This is a genomic window from Butyrivibrio sp. LC3010 (genome assembly GCF_000424385.1).
Classification (GTDB): domain Bacteria; phylum Bacillota; class Clostridia; order Lachnospirales; family Lachnospiraceae; genus Butyrivibrio.
The window spans coordinates 39,420-61,490 of the sequence record NZ_AUJU01000026.1; the positions used below are offsets into that span (position 1 = coordinate 39,420).

General features: G+C 39.6%; 20 protein-coding genes. 13 read left to right on the top strand and 7 right to left on the bottom strand.

The features are described 5' to 3' along the window. The first annotated feature begins 3 nt into the window (after positions 1-3). Both G622_RS0115795 and G622_RS0115800 read left to right on the top strand, forming a co-directional pair. Positions 4-1,413 (top strand): MBOAT family O-acyltransferase, encoded by a 1,410-nt coding sequence (locus G622_RS0115795; RefSeq protein ID WP_026511505.1) that lies wholly within the window; start codon positions 4-6, stop codon positions 1,411-1,413. Between the two features lie 32 nt (positions 1,414-1,445). After that, a complete protein-coding gene (locus tag G622_RS0115800) occupies positions 1,446-2,711 on the top strand; it encodes a DHHW family protein (protein WP_049945903.1) in 1,266 nt (421 codons plus the stop codon). A 93-nt stretch (positions 2,712-2,804) separates the two neighbouring features. On the opposite strand, the gene ptsP is transcribed toward G622_RS0115800, so the two are convergent. From ptsP to G622_RS0115825, 5 genes are all read right to left on the bottom strand, one after another. Beyond that, positions 2,805-4,511 carry a phosphoenolpyruvate--protein phosphotransferase gene (gene ptsP, locus G622_RS0115805; RefSeq protein WP_026511507.1) on the bottom strand — a complete coding sequence of 569 codons (1,707 nt, stop codon included), beginning with the start codon at positions 4,509-4,511 and terminating at the stop codon, positions 2,805-2,807. 140 nt (positions 4,512-4,651) lie between these two features. Further along, positions 4,652-4,915: an HPr family phosphocarrier protein gene (locus G622_RS0115810; RefSeq protein WP_026511508.1), complete on the bottom strand. Its 264-nt coding sequence runs from the start codon at positions 4,913-4,915 to the stop codon at positions 4,652-4,654. 87 nt (positions 4,916-5,002) lie between these two features. Continuing rightward, positions 5,003-6,931, bottom strand: coding sequence for a PTS fructose transporter subunit IIABC (locus tag G622_RS0115815; RefSeq protein WP_026511509.1), 1,929 nt, complete (start codon positions 6,929-6,931; stop codon positions 5,003-5,005). Between the two features lie 87 nt (positions 6,932-7,018). Then, positions 7,019-7,924: a 1-phosphofructokinase gene (gene pfkB, locus G622_RS0115820; protein WP_026511510.1), complete on the bottom strand. Its 906-nt coding sequence runs from the start codon at positions 7,922-7,924 to the stop codon at positions 7,019-7,021. A gap of 116 nt (positions 7,925-8,040) precedes the next feature. Then, positions 8,041-8,808 carry a DeoR/GlpR family DNA-binding transcription regulator gene (locus G622_RS0115825; RefSeq protein WP_026511511.1) on the bottom strand — a complete coding sequence of 256 codons (768 nt, stop codon included), beginning with the start codon at positions 8,806-8,808 and terminating at the stop codon, positions 8,041-8,043. 262 nt (positions 8,809-9,070) lie between these two features. Here G622_RS0115825 and G622_RS0115830 point away from each other — a divergent pair, with 262 nt between their 5' ends. The 6 genes from G622_RS0115830 (at position 9,071) to G622_RS24810 (ending at position 16,858) form a co-directional block, all read left to right on the top strand. Beyond that, positions 9,071-9,721: an HAD family hydrolase gene (locus G622_RS0115830; protein ID WP_044957875.1), complete on the top strand. Its 651-nt coding sequence runs from the start codon at positions 9,071-9,073 to the stop codon at positions 9,719-9,721. Positions 9,722-9,835: 114 nt separating this feature from the next. Beyond that, positions 9,836-10,435, top strand: coding sequence for a flagellar motor switch phosphatase FliY (fliY, locus tag G622_RS0115835; RefSeq protein ID WP_026511513.1), 600 nt, complete (start codon positions 9,836-9,838; stop codon positions 10,433-10,435). Between the two features lie 11 nt (positions 10,436-10,446). Beyond that, a complete protein-coding gene (locus tag G622_RS0115840; RefSeq protein ID WP_026511514.1) occupies positions 10,447-11,583 on the top strand; it encodes a DUF4317 domain-containing protein in 1,137 nt (378 codons plus the stop codon). 156 nt (positions 11,584-11,739) lie between these two features. Next, the gene (locus G622_RS0115845) at positions 11,740-13,488 is read left to right on the top strand and encodes an ABC transporter ATP-binding protein (RefSeq protein ID WP_026511515.1); all 1,749 of its coding nucleotides are present in this window, start codon (positions 11,740-11,742) and stop codon (positions 13,486-13,488) included. A 14-nt stretch (positions 13,489-13,502) separates the two neighbouring features. Beyond that, positions 13,503-15,443 (top strand): ABC transporter ATP-binding protein, encoded by a 1,941-nt coding sequence (locus G622_RS0115850; RefSeq protein WP_026511516.1) that lies wholly within the window; start codon positions 13,503-13,505, stop codon positions 15,441-15,443. 98 nt (positions 15,444-15,541) lie between these two features. Continuing rightward, positions 15,542-16,858: an Ig-like domain-containing protein gene (locus G622_RS24810; protein WP_026511517.1), complete on the top strand. Its 1,317-nt coding sequence runs from the start codon at positions 15,542-15,544 to the stop codon at positions 16,856-16,858. Between the two features lie 59 nt (positions 16,859-16,917). Here G622_RS24810 and G622_RS0115860 read toward each other — a convergent pair whose 3' ends face one another. Together G622_RS0115860 and G622_RS0115865 are read right to left on the bottom strand one after the other, a co-directional pair. Next, positions 16,918-17,676, bottom strand: coding sequence for a ParA family protein (locus tag G622_RS0115860; RefSeq protein ID WP_026511518.1), 759 nt, complete (start codon positions 17,674-17,676; stop codon positions 16,918-16,920). A 14-nt stretch (positions 17,677-17,690) separates the two neighbouring features. Continuing rightward, complete coding sequence (locus tag G622_RS0115865) at positions 17,691-17,945, bottom strand: DUF6465 family protein (RefSeq protein WP_026511519.1); 255 nt, start codon at positions 17,943-17,945, stop codon at positions 17,691-17,693. A gap of 319 nt (positions 17,946-18,264) precedes the next feature. On the opposite strand from G622_RS0115865, the gene G622_RS26715 reads away from it, so the two are divergent. The 5 genes from G622_RS26715 (at position 18,265) to G622_RS0115890 (ending at position 22,059) form a co-directional block, all read left to right on the top strand. Then, complete coding sequence (locus G622_RS26715) at positions 18,265-18,363, top strand: glycosyltransferase (protein ID WP_155831524.1); 99 nt, start codon at positions 18,265-18,267, stop codon at positions 18,361-18,363. Between the two features lie 44 nt (positions 18,364-18,407). Beyond that, entirely contained in the window at positions 18,408-19,208 is an 801-nt protein-coding gene (locus tag G622_RS24815; protein ID WP_256374526.1) for a glycosyltransferase family 2 protein, read from the top strand. Positions 19,209-19,341: 133 nt separating this feature from the next. Beyond that, entirely contained in the window at positions 19,342-20,328 is a 987-nt protein-coding gene (locus tag G622_RS0115880; RefSeq protein WP_026511521.1) for a hypothetical protein, read from the top strand. Continuing rightward, the gene (locus G622_RS0115885) at positions 20,285-21,295 is read left to right on the top strand and encodes an MATE family efflux transporter (protein ID WP_026511522.1); all 1,011 of its coding nucleotides are present in this window, start codon (positions 20,285-20,287) and stop codon (positions 21,293-21,295) included. Before G622_RS0115880 ends, G622_RS0115885 begins: the two co-directional genes overlap by 44 nt. Positions 21,296-21,300: 5 nt before the next feature. Next, a complete protein-coding gene (locus tag G622_RS0115890) occupies positions 21,301-22,059 on the top strand; it encodes a hypothetical protein (RefSeq protein WP_155831525.1) in 759 nt (252 codons plus the stop codon). Positions 22,060-22,071 lie beyond the last annotated feature (12 nt).

The window sequence follows — 22,071 nt, forward strand, 5'->3', positions numbered from 1 at the left end:
GTAGTGGTATTTAGTAGTCTTGCGTTTTTGTTCTTTTTTTTACCGGCATTTTTGATTCTATATTATGTATTTCCCGGCAGGGCGAAAAATTTCGTCCTGCTTGCATTTAGTCTTATATTTTATGCCTGGGGTGAGCCTATATACATTCTGCTCATGCTGTTATCATCATTTGTGGATTATGTAGACGGACTGCTTCAGGAAAAATTCCAATCATCTGTTACAAAGAAGAGACTGTCTCTCTCTTTGGCTCTGATCATCAATTTTTCACTTCTTGGATATTTTAAATATGCAGACTTTTCTGTAAGTATCTGGAACAGTCTGACCGGCCTTGATGTTAAGCTGCCGGGAGTCGCACTTCCGGTGGGAATCAGTTTTTATACCTTTCAGACAGTCAGCTATTCGATTGATGTGTACAAAGGAAGGATAAAAGCGGAGCATAATTATCTGGATTATCTGACTTATGTGTCGATGTTTCCACAATTGATAGCTGGACCAATCGTGAGATTTGTGTCAGTACAGAAGGAACTTCATAAAAGAGAGATTAATGAGAGAAACTTCGTATCCGGCATTAAAAGATTTATTCTGGGACTTCTTCGTAAAGTCCTTATTGCCAATCAGATTGGTGCACTTTGGGATACGATTCGTGTAGATGATGATATTTCAGTTGTTACGGCATGGCTTGGACTACTGTGCTTTACTCTGCAGCTTTATTATGACTTTAGTGCCTACAGCGATATGGCAATCGGACTTGGAAAAATGCTTGGATTCCATTTTCCGGAAAACTTTATGTATCCCCTTAGCGCTGTATCAATAACAGATTTTTGGCGTCGCTGGCATATATCACTCTCAACATGGTTCAGAGACTATGTGTATATCCCTCTGGGCGGAAACAGAGTGGGAAAACTGAAGCATTTGAGGAATATATTCGTTGTATGGTTTCTGACCGGTTTATGGCATGGAGCATCCTGGAATTTTGTTTTGTGGGGACTATATCACGGAGTGCTGCTTACCCTGGAAAAATATATTTGGGGAAAAGGTCTTAAAAAGCTACCTGAGCTATTACAGCACGTGTATACAGTAATAATTGTAGTATTTGGCTTTGGAATATTTACTTTTGATGATCTTGGCGAGATGGGGCACTATTTTATAAAGCTTGTAGGAATACCTCATAATCCCCTTTATAGTAGTGAATTTTTATGGTATTCGGGCAATTATATGATTGTGCTGGTGATAGCAATTATACTGGCATTCCCTGTATACCCCCGGCTCTTGGAAAAGCTATCAGGCAAAAAGACCCTTACAGTAAGCATTGCGAAGGCTACTTTTGCAGTAGTAATAATCGCGTTGTTTATACTGGCAGTTTCAAGCCTGGTAAGAGATACTTATAATCCTTTTTTGTACTTTAGGTTTTGATGTAACTATAAGGAGCAAATTTATAACTGATCATGACTAAAAGAGACTTTGAAGAGAAAAATTCAGATGCATATAAAAACGAAAAAGTAACATGGCAGGATAGAGTATTGTCATATATCATCTGTGCCATAATGCTTTGTTTTATAATCTGCTTTTTCTGTTTTGAAAAAAGAGATTTTTCAGTAAATGAAAACCGACCCCTTTCCAAGTTTCCTGTTTTGAAATTCGAGAATGTAAAGAGTGGACAGTTTACTGAAGGACTGGAAAAATATGCCGCAGATCATTTTCCTTTTCGTGATACACTCATGGCTTTAATGGCTGAAACACAGAGAATTAGCGGAAGGAAGGAGATTAACGGAGTATATCTGGCAAATGATGGATCATTAATTGAGAAATATGATGAACCACGCAATACCGGAAAACAGATTGAGCAGTTTTCAAAGCTTGCAGAGAATGTGGAGAATGCTGATGTTATGCTCATGCTTGTGCCAACTGCCATAGAAGTGTGTTCCGATAAGCTTCCGGCAAACGTTCCTCAAAATCAGAAAGATGCGCAGCAGCAGGTTATTGGCAGGATTTATGATGCAGTTCCGGAAAAACTGCAGACAATTGATGCATTGGCAACATTAAAAAATGCCTATGAAAAAACTGTTAAGGGAACCGGGGATATATTATCGGCTATACCCCAAAAAGCAAATGAGGAGTCATTTAGTGGCACTGATGGTAATCAGGGACTATTTTACCGGACTGACCACCACTGGACCGTCTATGGGGCGTATGCGGGATATAAAGCCTATTGCTCTGCGAAAGGAATAGCAGAAGTACCTATTGATGAATATGATCTTAAAATCGTGTCAGACAGCTTTAAAGGAACCATATTCTCAAAGCTAAACGACAACTATTTTGGAAACGATATTATTACTTCTGTTAATCATCCTGCATGGAAATTGAAGGTGGAATATTCTGATACAGGCGAAGTGACTGACACAATATACAATGAAGAATACCTTAAGGAGAAGGATCAGTATTCGTACTTTTTGAACAATATTCATCCCATGGTGACAATAACTAATGATGCGGTAGAAAGCGGTGCACTGGCCCTTGTTAAGGACAGCTATGCTAACAGTATGGTGCCTTATCTTTTGGCTCACTATCACAAAATATTCATTTTTGATACGCGATACTACAAAGGCGGGCCATCAAAATTTATCAATGAGCATGATGATATTACAGACGTTTTGATTCTCTATAACATGAATACAATAGACAATGACACCGGAATTGGTGGAATTTATTAAAAATAAATCCCTCACGCCGCAACATTACGTGCAGCGTGAGGGATTATTAGATTAAGATCTTTGTTTGCAAAGGGCAGAAATCGTAAGACGAATTTATTCTTTTGCAGCTGCTTTAAGAGCGGCTACAATCTCAGATTCTGTGGCCATTCCCATTACCTTCTCAGCGAGGGCATCAGCTTCTGCTTTTGACCACTTGGAAATAATGCAGCGTGCTGTAAGAACAAGAACAGGATTTACGCTGTACTCATCAAGTCCAAAGGACATAAGAAGCGGAATCATTAGCGGATCTGCAGCAGCTTCTCCGCACATTCCAACAGGGATACCTGCCTTTTTACCACACTCAATAATATTCTTGATGGAGCGCAGTACTGATGGCTGGAATGAGGAATACAGATAAGCAACCTTGGGATTACCTCTGTCAACGCTCATGGTGTATTGTGTAAGATCGTTTGTTCCGATTGAGAAGAAGTCAGCTTCTTTAGCAAGAAGATCAGCAATGAGAGAGGCGGAGGCAGTTTCTATCATGCATCCTACTTCAATATTCTTATCAAAATCTATACCTTCTGAAGATAGGTCATTTTTGATTTCTTCTACAAGCGTTTTAACACTTCTGACTTCATCAACAGTTGTTACAAGCGGAACCATGATCTTTACTTTTCCGAAAGCACTTGCTCTGACTATGGCACGAAGCTGTGTCTTGTACATATCAGTGTTTGCAAGGCAGTAGCGCACGGCTCTGTATCCGAGGAAAGGATTTTCCTCTTTTTCAAGTCCAAGGTATGGAATATCCTTGTCGCCACCGATATCAAGTGTACGAATAATAACGCAGCGACCATCCATAGTCTGGACAGCTTCCTTATATGCTTCAAATTGTTCTTCTTCTGTAGGAAGATGAGTGTTGTCCATGAAAAGGAATTCGGAACGGAAAAGGCCAACGCCTTCGCCATCACATTCCATGGCTTTTTTTGCATCCTTAGGAGTTCCGATGTTGCAGAAGAGTTCAAGCTTTGTGCCGTCGGCATTGACGGTTTCTTTTCCTATGAAAGTTTTAAGCTCTGCCTGTTTACGTATGAATTCTTCACGCTTAAGCATGTATTTTGAAAGAACATCGCCGTCTGCATTGATATAGACGTCACCCTCGGTTCCGTCAATAATAGCGGTATCTTTGTCTTTTACCTCATCAACAATTCCGGGAACGGAGAGGACAGCAGGAATTTCAAGGGCTCTTGCAAGGATAGCAGAGTGGGAGGTTTTTCCTCCAATCTCTGTGATAATACCTGTGACATTCTCTTTTACAATCTGAGATGTCATGGAAGGTGTGAGATCCTTGCAGACAAGTACTGTGCCAGGTGCTACCTTGCTGATATCAACATCCTTGATTCCAAGAAGCTTTTTAAGGACACTTACCTTTACATCTGCGATATCAGAAGCTCTCTGACGCATCATGTCATCATCCATTTTGGAAAACATTCCAATGAACATGTCGCATACAGCTGTGAGAGCAGCCTCGGCACACTGTCCTGAATCTATCATTTTGTCCATTTCACCTGACATGGCAGGGTCAGAGATCATAACTGCATGTCCCTGAAGAATTTCAGCTTCCTTGGGACCTATACGTTTACGTACATCCTCTGCCATAGCATTTGTCTCGTCCACGAAATCAGAGATGGCTTTGTGAAAACGCTCTTTTTCAGCAGCGGGATCAGTGATCTTTTTTGCTTCAAAAGAAAGATCCTGTTCAACTATGCGACAAATACTTCCAATTCCGATTCCTCTTGATGCAGCTATTCCTTTGTACATTAAAATTAGCCTCCTTTGTCGTGGTATCCTGACTGCAAATAAATGTGAGCATATGAAAAAGCTACCAATTGCAGACGGAATAATAGAAAACAGCTCCCCGACACAGTAGTGCCGGAGAGCATTTATTCAAGCAATAATAATTAGTCACCCATACCGGACTCGATGAACTCAGAAAGCTCAGCAAGAGCTTTTTCTTCATCAGGACCTTCACACTGAAGCACAATATCAGAACCGCATTTAATGCAAGCGCTCATAAGGAACATAACGCTTTTGCAGTCATAGCTGTTTCCGTTGAACAGAATTTTTACATCACTGTCAAAAGGAGTAGCCTTCTGTGACAGGAGACTGGCCGGACGCATGTGCATGCCCTGTTCGTTCTTTACTGTAATATTTTTTGATACCATTTAATTACCTCAACTTTCTAGTACATATCATCCGGTGCCTTCCCTTTGATAGGGAAGGGGGATGAGTGGTTATTATTTTCTATATTATTACTCGTTTACATTCTTTTTAAGAATTCCGAGCATTATAGCACCGATAACGGATCCAATAAGAAGTGATACAAGATACATAGCTACGTTTCCAACTACAGGGAATACGAAGATTCCGCCGTGAGGAGCCATGAGTGTGCACTTAAATGCCATTGAAAGAGCACCAGCTACGCCTGAACCTACCATAAGGGAAGGAATAACGTGAAGCGGATCAGCTGCTGCAAACGGGATAGCACCCTCTGTGATGAAGCAAAGACCCATGATGAAGTTAACAGGACCTGACTTTCTCTCGCCTTCTGTGAACTTATTCTTGAAGAAGATAGTTGCAAGTGCGATAGCAATAGGAGGAACCATACCACCAACCATAACTGCTGCCATGATCATGTAACCTGTTTCGTTCTGGTTTGCAAGTGCTGCTGTACCGAATACGTAAGCTGCCTTGTTGAGCGGGCCACCCATATCTGTAGCCATCATAGCGCCGAGAAGTATTCCGAGTACTACGATTGAACCACTGCTCATGCCTGTAAGGACATTTGAAATCCATGTATTAAGGGCACCAACAATAGGATTGATAGCGCACATAACAAGACCGATGACAAGGATACCACACAGAGGATAGATTAGTACGGGCTTAATTCCTTCAAGTGCTGCCGGAAGACCATCTGTAAGCTTTCTAATGCAAAGTACAATGTAACCTGAAGCAAAACCTGCAACAAGAGCACCAAGGAAAGCAGAGGGGATGTCACCACCGGGATTAGCAAATGTAGCGCCGGATGCTGCAAGGGCACCGCCTACGAAACCAACTGCAAGACCGGGTCTGTCAGCAATACTCTGAGCAATGAATCCTGCAAGTATAGGAAGCATGAATCCAAATGCTGTACCACCGATTGACTTAAACCATGCAGCAACAGGAGTATTGGAACCGAAGTTGCTGGGATCGATTGAGTAGTCATCAAGCAGGAATGCAATTGCTATAAGAATACCACCGCCGATAACGAATGGAAGCATGTGGGAAACACCGTTCATAAGGTGCTTGTATGCTTTTCTTCCTGCGCTTTCATTATCCATGGAAGAGCTGCTCTTTGAGATTGTGCCTGAATGCTGGTATACAGGAACATCTCCTGAAACCGCTCTGTCAATAAGGTCTTTTGAGTGATGAATTGCATCAGCTGTAGAAGCTTTGATAACCTTCTTGCCGTTAAAGCGGGACATCTCTACATTTTTATCTGCTGCGATGATGATGACATCAGCTGCAGCTATTTCGGAGTCTGTAAGAACGTTCTTGGCTCCGCCTGAACCATCAGTCTCTACCTTGATTGAGTGACCCTGGTCCTTTGCACACTGCTCAAGAGCTTCAGCTGCCATATATGTATGTGCAATACCTGTAGGGCATGCTGTTACACCGAGAAGCTTAAGACCTGTCTTTGAGGGAGCAGGAGATACGGATGCATCAGCATTGTTTTTCTTATCGCGTGCATCTTCCTGTTTGTCGATGAGGTCGATGAACTCTTCGGGAGTCTTAGCCTCAATAAGTGACTTTGTAAATGTCTGATCCATCAGCATTGTCATAAGCTTTGACAATACTTCAAGATGTGTATCAGCAGCACCGTCTGGAGCTGCGATCATGAATAAAAGTTTGCTGGGCTGATTATCAAGTGATTTGTAATCAACACCTGAAGGAACAGTGATGGCAACGAGACCTGCCTTCTTAACAGCTGCTGTTTTTGCGTGCGGAACAGCAATCCCCATACCTACAGCTGTTGAGCCTTTTGCTTCTCTTGCCTCAATTGCAGCTTTAAAATCTGCCTTGTTATTAAGGTTTCCCACCTTGTCATGGAGCGCTACCATTAAATCAATTGCTGCACCCTGATCTGCTGCGGTCTGATTTAAGCTAACCCCATCTTTGCTTAAAAGATCTTTGATTTTCATTTTTCTCCCTTTCTATGCTTAAAGCATGATACTGGGGTAAACCCCAATACATTTGTCCTTATATTGACGAAACATTTTTTATGATATTTATAATGTTTCGTAAATACTGTTTATAAGCTCGCCTGTTGCGAGATCATCTGAAAAAGCAGTAGCACTTCCTGCAGCAGTACCCATATTTAATGCTACCTGATAATCTTTTGTTTTCATGTAGCCTGCAACGAAGCCTGCAACCATTGAATCACCGGCGCCTACGGAATTCTTGACCGTACCCTTGGGAACTCCCACACGGAAGCGCTTGCCATCCTCCGTTATAAGCATTGCACCGTCTCCTGCCATGGAGATAAGAACGTTTCTTGCACCCATTTCCTGAAGCTTTTTCGCATGAGCCTCGATTTCATCATCTGTCTTAAGAACAGTGTTGAACATCTCACCCAGTTCATGATTATTGGGCTTTATAAGGAAAGGATGATATTTAAGAACATTCATCAAAAGGTCCTTGGTGGCATCAACCACAAAGATAACACCTTTATCCTTTAATCTGTCCAAAATGATTTCATATACATTACTTGGAAGAGTGCTGGGAATACTTCCTGCAAGTATCAGCATATCTCCGTCCTTTAAGGTGTCGAGCTTCTGAAGAAGCTGCTCATATGCTGCATCGCTGATCTTCGGTCCCTGAGCATTAATTTCTGTTTCCTGTTCAGACTTGATTTTTACATTGATTCTTGAAATACCTTCATCAAGCATTATGAAGTCAGCCAGAATACCCTTCCTTTTTACATCTCTGACAATCGCTTCGCCTGTAAAACCTGCTGCGAAGCCTAAAGCGGTATTTTCAATACCGAGGTTTTTCAGGATGGTTGAGACGTTGATCCCTTTTCCTCCGAAAAAGCAGTCCTCTGAAACTGAGCGGTTGGTCATGCCTGTATCAAGAGGCTTATCCATGCGGACTATGTAGTCGATTGCAGGATTAAAAGTAACAGTGTATATCATAATATTCTCCCTTCAATAATGAAGTTATAAGGTTCATCTTGTAGAAAAGAACGTCCGGCAAAGCTTTATAGAACGAAGATTATCTACAATACGTAAATGCACATTATGTAAAAAAATCATTGTGCATCGGGATTTCCTAAAACAGCCTTTATTATTGTCTGGTCATTATATTTTTTTGCAGGTTCTTCATCGGTGATTATGCAGCAGCTCCTGAGTTCTGAAAAAGTAACTGAGCTGACAACACCAAATTTCGTATGATCTGCAAGGATATAGGAAAGGTAGGTGTGTTTTATGGCTTCCGCCTTGACCAGTGCTTCATCTACATCAGGGGTGGTAAAACCTGCCTGAACAGATACGCCGTTGGTTCCCATGAAGGCCTTGGTAAAATGAAACTTACTTAATGCCTCGACACAATCAGGACCGATCACTGCTTCCGTTACGGGCTTGATACGGCCTCCGATGATCATTGTAGATAATCCACGCTCCAAAAGTCTTTTTGCATGTACGATACCGTTGGTTATGTACTTTGCATTCTGATTGGTTATGTGATCAATAAGATGGAGGGTGGTAGTTCCTGAATCAATGTAAACAAAATCATTGTCCTGGATAAGTGAAGCGGCATATTCGGAAATTATGTCTTTTTCTTCAGTATTGCGCTGCGCTTTCTCAGCAACTGAGGGTTCAATGGTATTGACATCTCTGGAACTTAAAGAGGTTGCACCTCCGAACACCTTGAGTATTCTGTGCTCGGCATGTAAGGCATTTAAATCTCTTCGTATAGTTGCTGCAGAGGAATCCAATGCATCAACAAGTTCCTGAACCGTAACAACTTTATGTTCTTCAATATAAGAAACGATAGCTGACCGTCTTTCTTCAGTTAACATACGAATTCTCCCCAAAAGTCTTGATGGCGCATAAACAGACATCTTTCGTCGCCTTCTGAAAAAAGGATAACATCACAAATAATCAAAGTCAATCACAGATAATCATTTTAAGAAAAGATTAATAAACAAAAATAATCACAAATAATTGTAAAAAATCACAATTTGTATATTAATTTAATCAAGGAAGTTTAATATCATTATGTAAGTAGTTTAAAAGCAGTGAATTGTAATAAGTAATTTGTTATTTGGAGAGCGGAAACATATGGAAGTAAAAGCAGTTTTATTTGATCTTGATGGAACTCTGATAGACACCGAGAAATACTATCAGATAGTCTGGCCAAAGGCCGTTGAGCACTTTGGGTTTTCCATGACAAGAGAGCAGGCCCTGCAGCTAAGAAGCCTGGGGAGACCATTTGCTCCATTGCGTTTTAAGGAGTGGTATGGAGAAAGCTTTGATTATAATGAGGTAAGAAATTACAGGAAAAAGCTTTTTGAAGAAATTGTGGCAAAGGAAGGGATTGGCATAAAGAAGGGCGCCAAAGAAATCCTCCAGTGGCTTAAAGACAGAGGAATACTGATATCAACCGCTACAGCTACCGATGAAGAGAGAACGACAAGATATCTGGAAAAAGTGGGACTTCTTCAATATTTTGACAAGATATGCTGTGCAACTATGGTCAGGGAAGGAAAACCGCAGCCGGATATTTATTTGTATGCTGCTGAGCAGATTGGCGTTCCAAAGGAGAACTGCATTGCGGTAGAGGATGCACCAAATGGAGTAAAATCTGCTTCTATGGCAGGAATTAAGACGATTTTCATTCCTGATCAGAATGATGATGAAGAAGAGGTAAAGGGACTATACTATAAAAAAATAAATTCATTATTAGAACTCAGAAATATTATAGAAAATTAAGAAATCCCAAATACAATCTTTCTTTACACCTCAGAGCTAATGGCATAAAATAGTAGTATATACGTGATGTCTAGCGATATATATTACTGATTATACAAGGAGCGAGGGGTTCTTATGGATCAGGTACTTACAAACGAACAGATTGACATTTTAGGAGAAATTGCCAACATCAGCATGGGTAATTCCGCAACAACACTCAGTATGATGGTTAACAGGAAGGTTGATATAACCACTCCCAATGTGAATGTCATCAAGAGGAGCGAATCACTAGATGACTATGAGAATACCTGTATATTTGTTCAGATACATTATGTAAAAGGACTTACAGGTAACAACGTGCTAATTCTCAAGGAGAATGATGTAAAGGTCATGACAGATCTTATGATGGGCGGGGATGGAACCAATACCAATTGTGAGATTTCAGATCTTCATTTATCTGCTGCTTCAGAGGCTATGAACCAGATGATGGGAGCAGCTGCTACATCTCTTTCCATGATGCTTGGGGTTCCTACAGATATTAGTACACCTGTTGTCAACAGGATTGATGTCGATAGTATCAAGATTTTTGAGAAGAGTTTTGAAACGGATTATGATAATTTCGTTAAGATTGCTTTCAAGATGACTATTTCAGGTCTTATAGATTCAGTAATGGTCCAGCTCTATCCTGTTCAGTTTGCTCGCGAGATGTGCGATAAATTTATGGCAAAGGAATAAAGATAAGCTAAATGAATAAAGCAGAAGTATTAGAAATAAGGAAACAGTTTACACCCGACAGATGTACGATAGATCACATCTGCGGGTGTTATGTTGATGGGGAAAAGAACAAGAAACTTGTTTTTAAAAAGGCCTTTGGCAGTATTCCTGAGGAAGAAATGTTCAAATATCTGGACATCTTCAAACACACTCTTTCAGGAGTTTTCGGTAAAAGTCTTATTAATTTGGAATTTCCACTTGATCAGGAAGGTGAGGGAGGAACACAGGAGTTTTTGCTGCGCCTTCGTGATTCCCATTTAGAGGATGATGCTCTGATAGATGAATTCTATGACAAAATAATAGCTAATTATTTTGCTGAAGAGAATTATTTCATTATCCTTGTTCATGCGATCTATGATATTCCGGGAATGACACGTGATGGAATAGAGATGGAGGACGCTTCAGAGAATATCTATGATTATATGCTATGCAGTATCTGCCCCGTTAAGCTTTCCAAGGCAGGTCTTGGATATAATGAGAAGACAAATGATATAGAGGACAGATACCGTGACTGGGTTGTGGACGGACCGGCAAAGGGATTTTTATTCCCTGCATTCATAGAACGAAATGCGGATATCCATAATATGCTGTATTTCACAAAAAAGCCTGATGACCTGCAGCCTGAGTTTGTAGAGGCGCTTTTTGGTGGAAGAGCACCCATGTCAGCACCGGATCAGAAGACTCTATTCCAGGCCCTTGTGGAGAACACCATAGGAGAGGAAGCTGACTATGATGTTATGAGGAATATTCATGAGAATCTGAATACAATGCTGGAGGATCATGAAGAGGATGAAGTTACCTTTGAGTTATCAAAGGAGGATGTAAAACATCTATTATCTGACAGCGGTGTTCCTGAGGAGAGAATGAATTATTTTGATCATAATTATCAGGAAATAGTAGGTGAGGTTGAGCAGCCTCTCCTTGCGATGAATATTGCAAATACAAGGAAGTTTGATATTGAAGCACCCAATGTGGTGATTAAGGTTAAGCCTGACAGGGCAGATCTTGTTGAGTCAAGAATCATTGATGGTCGTCAGTGTCTTGTGATTGAAGTGGATGATCATATCGAAGTAAATGGAGTTAATGTTCGTACTTTTATTAAAGAATAATTGATTCATACTTAACAAATTGAACACAATTTATATATATAATATAGGTACAGATAATTAACAAATTGAACACAATTTTTATATATAATATAGGTACAGATAACAGAACCGAATATCGGTTCTGTTTTTCGGTAAAAAAATAAGGAAGGTGAGTAAATGGTTAAGAAAATTCTTGGGGAGTTACATGAATTCAAGCTTCCAAGTATTCTTACTCCCGTGTGTATGATCGGAGAGGTTATCGCTGAGATGATCATCCCGATACTGATGGGACGTATAGTTGATCTTGGTATAAGCGGCGCAGACATGAATTACATAATCCGGACAGGTCTTATGATGATTGTTGTTGCGCTTTTTGGTTTGGCAGCGGGAGTAGGAGGTGCTGTTTTTGGTTCGAAAGCATCTACCGGTCTTGCAAGAAATCTTCGTAAGCGTATGTTTGATAATATTCAGACATTTTCATTTTCTAATATCGATAAGTTCTCTTCAGCAGGACTTGTAACGAGACTTACAACAGACGTTACAAATATCCAGAACTCATATCAGATGATTCTTCGAATGGCTATGAGAGCACCGGCTTCCATGATAATAGCCATGGTTATGTCATTTATTATAAGTCCCAGGCTGGCATCCATCTATCTTATCGCGGTTTTATGCCTCGCTGTTATTATTGTCATAATGTTGAATAAGGCTACCAGATATTTCAAGGAAGTATTTGAAAAATACGATAAGCTCAATGAGAGCGTACAGGAAAATGTCTCAGCCATCAGAGTTGTTAAAGCATATGTCCGTGAGGAATATGAAAAGAGCAAATTCAGAACAGCAGCACTGAATATCTATGAAATGTTTGTAAGAGCAGAAAAAATAGTTACTCTTAACGGACCTGTTATGACTGGTACTGTTTATATCTGTATTATTCTCATAAGCTGGATTGGAGCACATATGATCGTATCAGGAGAGCTTACAACAGGAGCGATGATGAGTCTTCTGACCTATTGTATGAATATTCTGATGAGTCTTATGATGCTTTCAATGATATTTGTTATGATCACCATGTCTCAGGCAAGTGCCAAACGTATCATAGAAGTAATCGATGAAAAGACAAGCATAGATAATCCTGAAAAGCCAATAACAGAGGTAAAGGATGGAAGTATTGCCTTCGAGCATGTCAATTTTTCCTATAATGTGGAAAGCGAGGAGCCTGTTCTTAAGGATGTAAATCTTGAGATTAAGTCCGGAGAGACCATCGGTATAATAGGTGGAACCGGTTCTTCCAAATCAACACTGGTCAATCTTATCAGCAGACTTTATGACGTGAACGAAGGAAGAGTCCTCGTCGGAGGTGTTGATGTTAAAAAGTATGACATGGAAACTCTGAGAAATCAGGTATCTGTTGTACTTCAGAAGAATGTTCTTTTCAGTGGAACAATTTATGAAAACATTCGTTGGGGTGATAAAAATGCAACGGACGAGGAGGTAAGAAAAGCCTGCTGTCTGGCCTGTGCCGATGAATTTATTGAAAAAATGCCAAATGGTTACGATACCTTTATCGAACAGGGCGGAGCTAATGTATCAGGCGGCCAGAGACAGAGATTATGTATAGCCAGAGCACTTCTTAAAAAGCCCAAGGTTTTAATTCTTGACGATTCAACAAGTGCTGTAGATACTGCAACCGATGCCAAAATAAGAAAAGCTTTTGCAGAAGAGATACCTAATACTACAAAGCTTATCATTGCACAGAGAATATCAAGTATTCAGGGATGTGACCGTATTATTGTTATGGATGACGGGCGCATTGATGGTTTTGATACTCACGAGAATCTGCTTGAAAACAATACCATTTACCGTGAGGTTTATGATTCTCAGGTTGGCAGTAGTGGCGATGCGGATTTTGATGAGAAGGTATAACGGAGGGAAGACAGATGGCAGAAGAAAAAATTAAAGAAGTACGCGGTCCGGGACAACGTCCCGGCAGAGGCGCGCCAAGACCTGATATAGAAAATCCCGGTGCCTTGTTTAAGCGGATTATGGGATATGTTTTGAAGGATTATACGCTTCATCTGGTGATTGTGATAGCCTGTATTATACTTACCGTAGTAGCAAGCGTTCAGGGTACTCTTTTTACAAAGACACTTATAGACAGCTATATTACACCGCTTATAGGTCAGGCTAATCCTGATTATGGCCCTTTGGCCAATGCTATAGGACGAGTTGTAATGTTTTATGCGCTGGGTGTTGTTGCGTCCTTCATTCAGGCAAGGCTTATGATTTTTGTAGGCCAGGGAACTCTGAGAAATCTTCGAATAGAGCTGTTTGAGCATATGGAATCATTACCTATTAAGTATTTTGATACTCATGCTCATGGTGATATCATGTCAATTTACACGAATGATATCGATACCTTAAGACAGATGATTTCAATGAGTTTACCCCAGCTTTTAAACAGTGCGATCACTATTGTAAGCGTTTTTGTATCAATGCTGGTACTGAGCATTCCTCTTACAATTGTGACGATTGCAATGGTCGGTGTAACTCTTTTTGTTACAGCTAAAACCACAAAGGTTTCCGGTAAGAACTTCGTTGATCAGCAGAGAAATATAGGAACACTTAACGGTTATATAGAAGAAATAATGACCGGACAAAAAGTTGTTAAGGTGTTCTGTCATGAAGATGAAGTTATAAATAAGTTTGATGAGCTGAACGAAGAACTCTACCAGAGTGCATATAAGGCTAACGCTTTTGCCAACATTCTTATGCCGATTGTTGCTCAGATTGGTAACCTAAGCTATGTTATCTGCGCTATTATCGGTGGTGCTATAGCACTGAACCAGTATTTAGGATTTACCGTTGGCGGACTTGCAAGTTTCCTGACATTTAATAAGAGCTTCTCTATGCCAATCAACCAGGTATCAATGCAGTTTAACAGTATTATCATGGCTCTTGCCGGAGCGGAGAGAATATTTAAGCTCATTGATGAGAAGCCTGAAACTGATGATGGCTATGTAATGCTTGTAAATGCAAAGGAAGAAAATGGACAGATAGTTGAGTCAGAAGAATTCACAGGACATTGGGCATGGAAGCATTATCATAAAGCTGAGGGAACAACTACCTATCAGCCCATGGAAGGTGATGTTACTTTCAATGATGTTGACTTTGGATATACTGATGAAAAGATGGTTCTTCACAATATTCTTCTTCATGCAAAACCGGGACAGAAGGTTGCTCTTGTTGGTTCAACCGGTGCAGGTAAGACCACGATTACCAATCTGATCAATCGTTTCTACGATATTCAGGATGGTAAGATCAGATACGATAATATCAATATCAATAAGATTAAGAAGGCTGATCTTAGAAAATCACTGGGAATGGTTCTGCAGGATACACATCTGTTTACCGGAACAGTAGCTGATAATATCCGTTATGGCAAACTGGATGCAACGGATGAAGAGGTCAAGGCAGCAGCCAAGCTTGCCAATGCCCATGGCTTCATCAAGCGTCTTCCTGAGGGATATAACACGATGCTTACAGGTGATGGAGCTAATCTTTCCCAGGGTCAGAGACAGCTTCTTGCAATTGCAAGAGCAGCTATTGCAAATCCGCCGGTTCTTATTCTGGATGAGGCTACAAGCTCCATTGACACCAGAACAGAGAAGATTGTTCAGGATGGTATGGATAAGCTGATGCATGGACGTACAACCTTTGTAATTGCCCACAGACTTTCAACAGTTAAGAACTCTGACTGTATTGTGGTTCTTGAACAGGGCAGAATCGTTGAAATGGGAACACACGAAGAATTACTTGAACTGAAGCAAAGATACTATCAGCTCTATACAGGTAATAAACCTGATATGGTATCTGCGTAAATAGAAACTTAATTAAAAAACCTTGCTGTTTTATTTGCAGCGAGGTTTTATTTTTTGTATAATAATTTACGCAAAATTAAAATTTTATGGAGGGAAAAATGAAAAAAAGTTTTGTTAAAGCAAAAGCCTTGTTTGCTTTTGCGGTCATGTTTACCATGATGGTTGTTTTGGGGAGTTTCAAGTTGTCAGTATCTGCAGGCAGTAATGAGAAGTTTTTTAATCTGGCGACAAATAATCAGTTTGTGGAAGGTAAATTTACATCTACAAATTCAGCGCAATATCATTATTATACTATTACACTTCCTTCAGATGGATACCTATCTGTTATATGTAAGAACAAAGACATAAATGGACACTGGGGAAGATACATTGAGGTTGAACTTTTTAATAAGGATGCGACCGGCGACTATTTCTTTAGAATGGATCCCGAGAGGGGGAATTCCGCAGAAGAAAGATCAGTAGCGCTTGTCAAGGGACAGTATACATTAAAAATCACTGATGAAGAAGGAAAGGATGGCTCATACATAGTAAAGGCAAAATTCAATGCTGCAGGCAATAATGAGAAAGAGCCTAATAACATTTTTGATCAAGCAATGCAGTTACCGGAAAATACTGAGATTACAGGTTTTTTATGTGCGAATGATGATAAGGATTATTACAAAATAAATCTTACTACAGAAAGAACTATCAGATTATATTTTTCCGGCACCGACAATCAGCATTATTATATCAATGATAACAATTATCTGGAGAAATGGTCTTACAGCTGGGCAAGTGGAGAACATTATACAGATCAGACTCTTCCTGCAGGAACTAATTATATTGTTGTAAAAAGAGCATCTGATACTACATATAAGCTTAAATGGGGGGCAGCACCCATATTCGCAACAGATGTATCTATAGCAGGATCTGAGGAAGTTGCTGTTGGAGGCACAACCGGTCTTAGTGCTGTTATCACTCCTTCTAATGCAACAGACAAGAGAGTGGAGTGGACATCCTATGATACAAGAGTTGCAACTGTAGATGCCAATGGTATTGTAAGAGGTGTGAGCGTTGGTACTACAAGAATCTCAGCAAAAACACTTGATGAAAGTAATAAATATGCAGAATTCGATATCGTAGTTAAGCCCGGTGCAATAGAAAAAGTTAAGGCTAAGGCTAAAAAGAATAAAAACGTTAAGTTATCCTGGAAGAGCCAGAATAATGTTAGTGTTTATCAGTATCAGTATTGTAAGAATAAGAACTTTAACAAAAAGGTTAAGAGTAAGAAAATAAATGGCTACAATCTGAGAACATCAACTGTCAGATTTGCCAAGAAGGGTACATTCTATGTACGTATGAGAGGCCTCTATGATGCTAATGGTAAGACATATTACGGCGATTGGAGCCAGCCTGTAAAAGTAAAAGTGAAATAAAGTATGAAAAAAGCGCAGACAACACAAAATGTGGTGCCTGCGCTTATTTTTTTGAGCACTTACTTTCTCATCAGTTCTTTTGCGAAATCCATGTAATCCAGGCAGGTATTGCATTTAGGAGCATAATCTATAAGCAGTTTTTTTGCCTCCTGGGCTTCTTTTGTCTTAACACATTCTCTTATGATTGTCTTAAAGAGCTTTGTGCCCATCTGCTTTGCAATCTTCTCGATATTGTCTCTGGTTTCGCGCTCTAAGTTAGAGCGACCTGAATATCTGACAAGCAGAAGCCCTGCAATGGAGAGTTCACGATTTTGTCTCTTTTTGACTGACATGATGGTATCATAGAGCTGCTGAATACCCTGCATTGCGTATGAATCTGCAGTTACGGGGATTATTACCCTGTCAGCTGCGATAAGGCAATTGTAAAGGATGACATTCAGAGAAGGAGCAGTATCAATAACTATGTAGTCATATCCCTCAAGCTCATCCAGAGCATCCTTAAGTCTGTAGAATCCCTCAAGATCTCCGTCAAGCATCTTTTCGGCTTTTACAAGAAGAGGGTCGGATGCAACTATATCGCCGTTTTCTGTGTGCTGAATTGCTTCAGAAATTGGAAGCTTATCAGAATCGATGATAACATCATAAAGAGTTGCAACATCCTCTATCTTAGCGTCGTAGGTGCTGCTACTGTTTCCCTGCGGATCAGCGTCAATAAGAAGAGTCTTTTTCTTTTTCCCCAGAATTCCGGCAAGATTGGTTGCCGTAGTACTTTTTCCAATACCGCCCTTTTGATTGGCGACTACAAATATTGTTGCCATAATATGCCTCCCCCTTAGAAGTCAATGCTTCCGTTTATATCATCATTTACCACGTAGAAAACCTTATGATCTTCAGGCTTGATGTAAACATCAACCTTGACTATATCAGATTCATTCACACCTTTGCCTAGAACATCCTCTCTGATTCCGGAAAGGATATCATCTGTTCTGTGATCTGCATTCTCATACTGAACTACAATGTTCTTATGAGCGGTAGAGAAACCACCGGTTGCTTTAACTGCACGTTCTACGCTACTTTTTCTTGCCATCTTTCATAACCTCCCTCGAAATAATACGATTATTGTTTTTTTTGATGGAAAACAACAATCCATTGCTATTGTACCAAATTGTAGGAATAAAAACTATTGGAATTGACTACTCAATTGTATCATTTGTAGCATCATGATATGATAATTTATATAATTTACGAAAAATAATATTTCTATAGTCTTTATTTTATGAATAGAGACACTTGTATTGGCAGGATTTTATGACGTCGTAGATTTATTCAGATTCAAACAATTTGGTAATTATGAATTTAACAGTACACTAATTACATAATGCTTATGGGGGATAAATAAGAACATTATGAAGCTTTCAATAATAGTGCCTGCTTACAATTGCAGTGATTATCTGGAGGAGTGTCTTGATTCAATCCTTGATCAGTTACGGATGATGGCGAGCTGATAATTGTTGATGACGGATCAGATGATGATACTGTACAGATGATTATGAGATATAAAAATGATTCCAGAGTGAAGATTCTGCTTCGGAGTCATGAGGGAGTTTCCGGTGCCAGAAATGCAGGCATAGATGTAGCTGAGGGCGATTATATAGGCTTTGTCGATTGTGACGATTATTTGGAGAAAGATTTCCTTAAAAAAGCTAAAGAACTTATGAATAAAGAGCCGGATTTAATAATATTCGGATTTGAGCGTTGTTTTTTGAATGGAGATTCGCGTTTATCGACAGTTGAGGATCATTTTTATCCTGATATTTCATCCTTTGCGGATGAGTATATAAGGAAAAGAATTATGCTTATATATTCTGCCTGCAATAAATTTTACAATAAAAAAATAATCGATAAGTATCATTTACGATTTGAGACCGGTTTGAAATTCGGTGAGGATCGTATCTTTAACTATGCTTATCTGATGCGGGCACAGACAATTGTCACCTCAAAGCTTATCATGTTCAAATATATGCAAAGAGCATCAGGGTCCATGTCTACATGGTACGTTCCTGATTATTTCAAGCTGGCATACCATTTGCATGAGGAGAAAATGAAATGCTTCCTGACTCTGTCAAAGGGGACAAATCGGACCGAACGCGAGGACTTTGTAAACTACAATTTGCGCAATGTAATAATATATGTGATCAATAGATTTGAAGATAACCCTGAAGAAATGAAGGAAAACCTTCCGCTGATACTGGAAATGGTTTATGGAAAGTCCATCTTGCAGGAAGTACCACCGGAATCATCCTGGGTACATAAGCCCTGTGATAATGAGATAGTATCAAAACTGCTATAGTAAGCGTAAGAATAATTTGCCACTGATTTACGGAATTTTAATATAAATATCACCTCTTTGAAATATGAATTAATATTATAATTTTTATAAGAGACTATGCATAATGGTGCTTGCTCTAAGAAGGAGTTTTATAATGCTTCGATTTTTCATTCCTGAAAATGCTACTGCTATAAATGAAATGATTGATGCTATAAACGGTCAGATAGAAGACTTTTTGAAAATGGAGCCCTTGCAGGATTTACTTGGAATTCTGGAGGTGGACATAGATACTATAGGACAGGTTTGCAACGGAAGACTTAAAGCAAATGGAAAAGTGGTAGAGACGCAGGAACTGGCTTTACCCAAAAAACTGGAAGGTAAGAGAGAGGTTTTATATCCGGTTATTCGGGAACTGGGTTTTTTTGATATCAATAAACCGTTAAGAAAGAAAAACAATCGCATTATTATCCTTGGAGGAAGCCTCACGGCATGCAAAGAGAGGACGGAATATGCGAAAAAATGGATAGATGATTCTACATGTTTTATTGATGGGCTTGCCTGTTATAGACCCATAAATCCTGTAGAGCGAAGTCCTTTGGCAGATTTTAAATGTGACACGGAATTTGGAGCTATGTCTGAGAGCTTTATCCATGTATTCAATCTTGATAAAGCCGAAGTAACAGAAGAATTCAAAGGTGACAGGAATCTCAATAGTATCTCGTGCATAAAAAAATACAGTAAAGATGGAGATTCTTTGGCCTACAGGATTTTTGCCGCGCCATCTACTGAGCCACAGATTAGAAGAGCTGACACTGGAGATACAATTAAGTTCTATATCAGGAACAGTGATAAGAGAAATGCTGAAGATTCATTTTTGTTTGTGACTAATAACAGATATTGTAATCGCCAGTTTATGCAGATTGCTTATTCGATGAAAGAAGAAAAGTATCCAATACATTTTGATGTAATAGGGTGCACTCCTGATGAACGTATAATCCCTGTGGAAAGATATGATCCTTTTCAATTCATACAGGATCTTATAGGCGTAATCGATTGGGCTTATCGTTTCAGAGAAAAAAACTTGAGGGGCGAAAATAATGAAGAATATTCTGGCGAAGTTACAAAGATTTGGAGGCGATGAAGCTAATTCTGAGGTAGAGAAGAAATATCCATTGGACGAAATGTTTACTTTTGCAAAACTCCTGGAATATTTACCTCCACTTATTGTTACAAATATATCTACGCTGCTGCTTGTGACTGTAGACGGAATTGTTGCGGGTAATTTCGTAGGAGACGATGCGCTTTCTGCTATAAGTATTTTTGCCCCGATTGAAACACTTATCGGAGCAATAACTGTAGTCCTTTCAACCGGGGCTTCGGCTGTTCTTAGCAATAGAATCGGTGAAGTTGATGCGGATAGAATTATGCAGGCAAAAAAGACAGTTAAATATCTGTCAGTTCTTTTTGCACTGTTTCTTTCAATAATTCAAATTCCGATAGTGTTTTTCCTGATTGCATCATATCATCTGACAGATGATATGTATGAACTGACAAGAGCCTATGCAACAGGAATCATGATTTCAACTCCGTTTGGCCTTATCTCAACGATTGCTGTCTATCAAATGCAGATCATGGGCAAGATGAAAGCACTTATGAAGCTGGCTTTGATGGAGGGAATTCTTAATCTTATTTTGGATATATTTTTTACAGGCGTGCTTCACCTGGGTGTTGCCGGAACAGGTTATGGAACAGCATTGGCATGTGCAATCAGGTGCATTGTGACAATGGCTTATCTCTACATAGGAACTGATATTTTTAAAACAGGAAATGCCAGGATAAGTCTTGAAGACGCATGGGAGATTATTACAAAGGGATTACCTGATGCTTCATCCATGCTGGTTACCGTTTTGCAGAATTATATTATGGTCAGGATACTGCTAAGCAGCTTTGGTCCGGATGGAGGTGTGATCAAAGGAGTATGCAGCTTCTGCTATACTTTGACCAATGTACTGATGAGTTCTGTTCAGGGTGCGGTTAGACCCATAATAGGTCTTTTTAACGGTGCTGAAAACAGAAAGGGTGTACGTGGACTTATGAGGTGGGCATAATTCTGGTGGTGATTTTATCAGGCACTATGATCGTCTTTTTTGAGATATTCCCCGCAGTTATATTTAATCTTCATGGTGTGGATGAAATTCCGGATGGAGGCTTAACATCTTTACGCATGTATGCATTATGCATTGGAGTATTGGGAGTAAATGCACTTTTCAGATTATACTTTTCGACAAGGGGATTGCAGCATTTTTCAACAGTGCTGACTCTTGCAGGAAACTCCACGATGCCTGTATTTGCTTATATATATAGTATTCTTTTCCCGGCACCCTATATATGGCTGTCATATTTTTCTGCGGCAGTTATTATTCTTATTGTAAATGTTGTTAGATCCATTATCCTTATGAAAATTGATAAAGAAAATGAAAAGGCAGATCAGAAAAGAATTTATCTGTCTGTGGATTCTTCTGATGCTATAAATGCATCCAAGATGGTACAAAATTTTGCCATTACCAACGGATATTCTCTTATGATGGCAAACAGAGCAAGGCTTTGCATGGAAGAGATGGTGGCTTATTCTGTAAACTCATCTAAAAGAAATAATGTCAGAAACCAGATAATGTTTTCTTTTTCGGATGAGGAAGTTCTTTTTACCATGCTGGATGATGGCGCCTGCATCGTGTTTGATGAGGATAAGGAAAAGCAGACGATGATCACGAATAATTATGCATTATTGAAAGCAATAGCAAAATCGATGCAATATCAATATGTGCTTGGACTAAATCATACAGTGCTGAAATTCCGGGAAGAAAGTGCATAAAAAGGTAATTAG

Excerpts from the sequence above, each read along its gene's own strand:
- G622_RS0115800 (WP_049945903.1), top strand. The coding sequence starts at position 1,446 with ATGACTAAAAGAGACTTTGAAGAGAAAAATTCAGATGCATATAAAAAC.
- ptsP (WP_026511507.1), bottom strand. The coding sequence starts at position 4,511 with ATGTACAAAGGAATAGCTGCATCAAGAGGAATCGGAATTGGAAGTATT.
- G622_RS0115810 (WP_026511508.1), bottom strand. The coding sequence starts at position 4,915 with ATGGTATCAAAAAATATTACAGTAAAGAACGAACAGGGCATGCACATG.
- G622_RS0115815 (WP_026511509.1), bottom strand. The coding sequence starts at position 6,931 with ATGAAAATCAAAGATCTTTTAAGCAAAGATGGGGTTAGCTTAAATCAG.
- pfkB (WP_026511510.1), bottom strand. The coding sequence starts at position 7,924 with ATGATATACACTGTTACTTTTAATCCTGCAATCGACTACATAGTCCGC.
- G622_RS0115825 (WP_026511511.1), bottom strand. The coding sequence starts at position 8,808 with ATGTTAACTGAAGAAAGACGGTCAGCTATCGTTTCTTATATTGAAGAA.
- G622_RS0115830 (WP_044957875.1), top strand. The coding sequence starts at position 9,071 with ATGGAAGTAAAAGCAGTTTTATTTGATCTTGATGGAACTCTGATAGAC.
- fliY (WP_026511513.1), top strand. The coding sequence starts at position 9,836 with ATGGATCAGGTACTTACAAACGAACAGATTGACATTTTAGGAGAAATT.
- G622_RS0115840 (WP_026511514.1), top strand. The coding sequence starts at position 10,447 with ATGAATAAAGCAGAAGTATTAGAAATAAGGAAACAGTTTACACCCGAC.
- G622_RS0115845 (WP_026511515.1), top strand. The coding sequence starts at position 11,740 with ATGGTTAAGAAAATTCTTGGGGAGTTACATGAATTCAAGCTTCCAAGT.
- G622_RS0115850 (WP_026511516.1), top strand. The coding sequence starts at position 13,503 with ATGGCAGAAGAAAAAATTAAAGAAGTACGCGGTCCGGGACAACGTCCC.
- G622_RS24810 (WP_026511517.1), top strand. The coding sequence starts at position 15,542 with ATGAAAAAAAGTTTTGTTAAAGCAAAAGCCTTGTTTGCTTTTGCGGTC.
- G622_RS0115860 (WP_026511518.1), bottom strand. The coding sequence starts at position 17,676 with ATGGCAACAATATTTGTAGTCGCCAATCAAAAGGGCGGTATTGGAAAA.
- G622_RS0115865 (WP_026511519.1), bottom strand. The coding sequence starts at position 17,945 with ATGGCAAGAAAAAGTAGCGTAGAACGTGCAGTTAAAGCAACCGGTGGT.
- G622_RS26715 (WP_155831524.1), top strand. The coding sequence starts at position 18,265 with ATGAAGCTTTCAATAATAGTGCCTGCTTACAATTGCAGTGATTATCTG.
- G622_RS24815 (WP_256374526.1), top strand. The coding sequence starts at position 18,408 with ATGAGATATAAAAATGATTCCAGAGTGAAGATTCTGCTTCGGAGTCAT.
- G622_RS0115880 (WP_026511521.1), top strand. The coding sequence starts at position 19,342 with ATGCTTCGATTTTTCATTCCTGAAAATGCTACTGCTATAAATGAAATG.
- G622_RS0115885 (WP_026511522.1), top strand. The coding sequence starts at position 20,285 with ATGAAGAATATTCTGGCGAAGTTACAAAGATTTGGAGGCGATGAAGCT.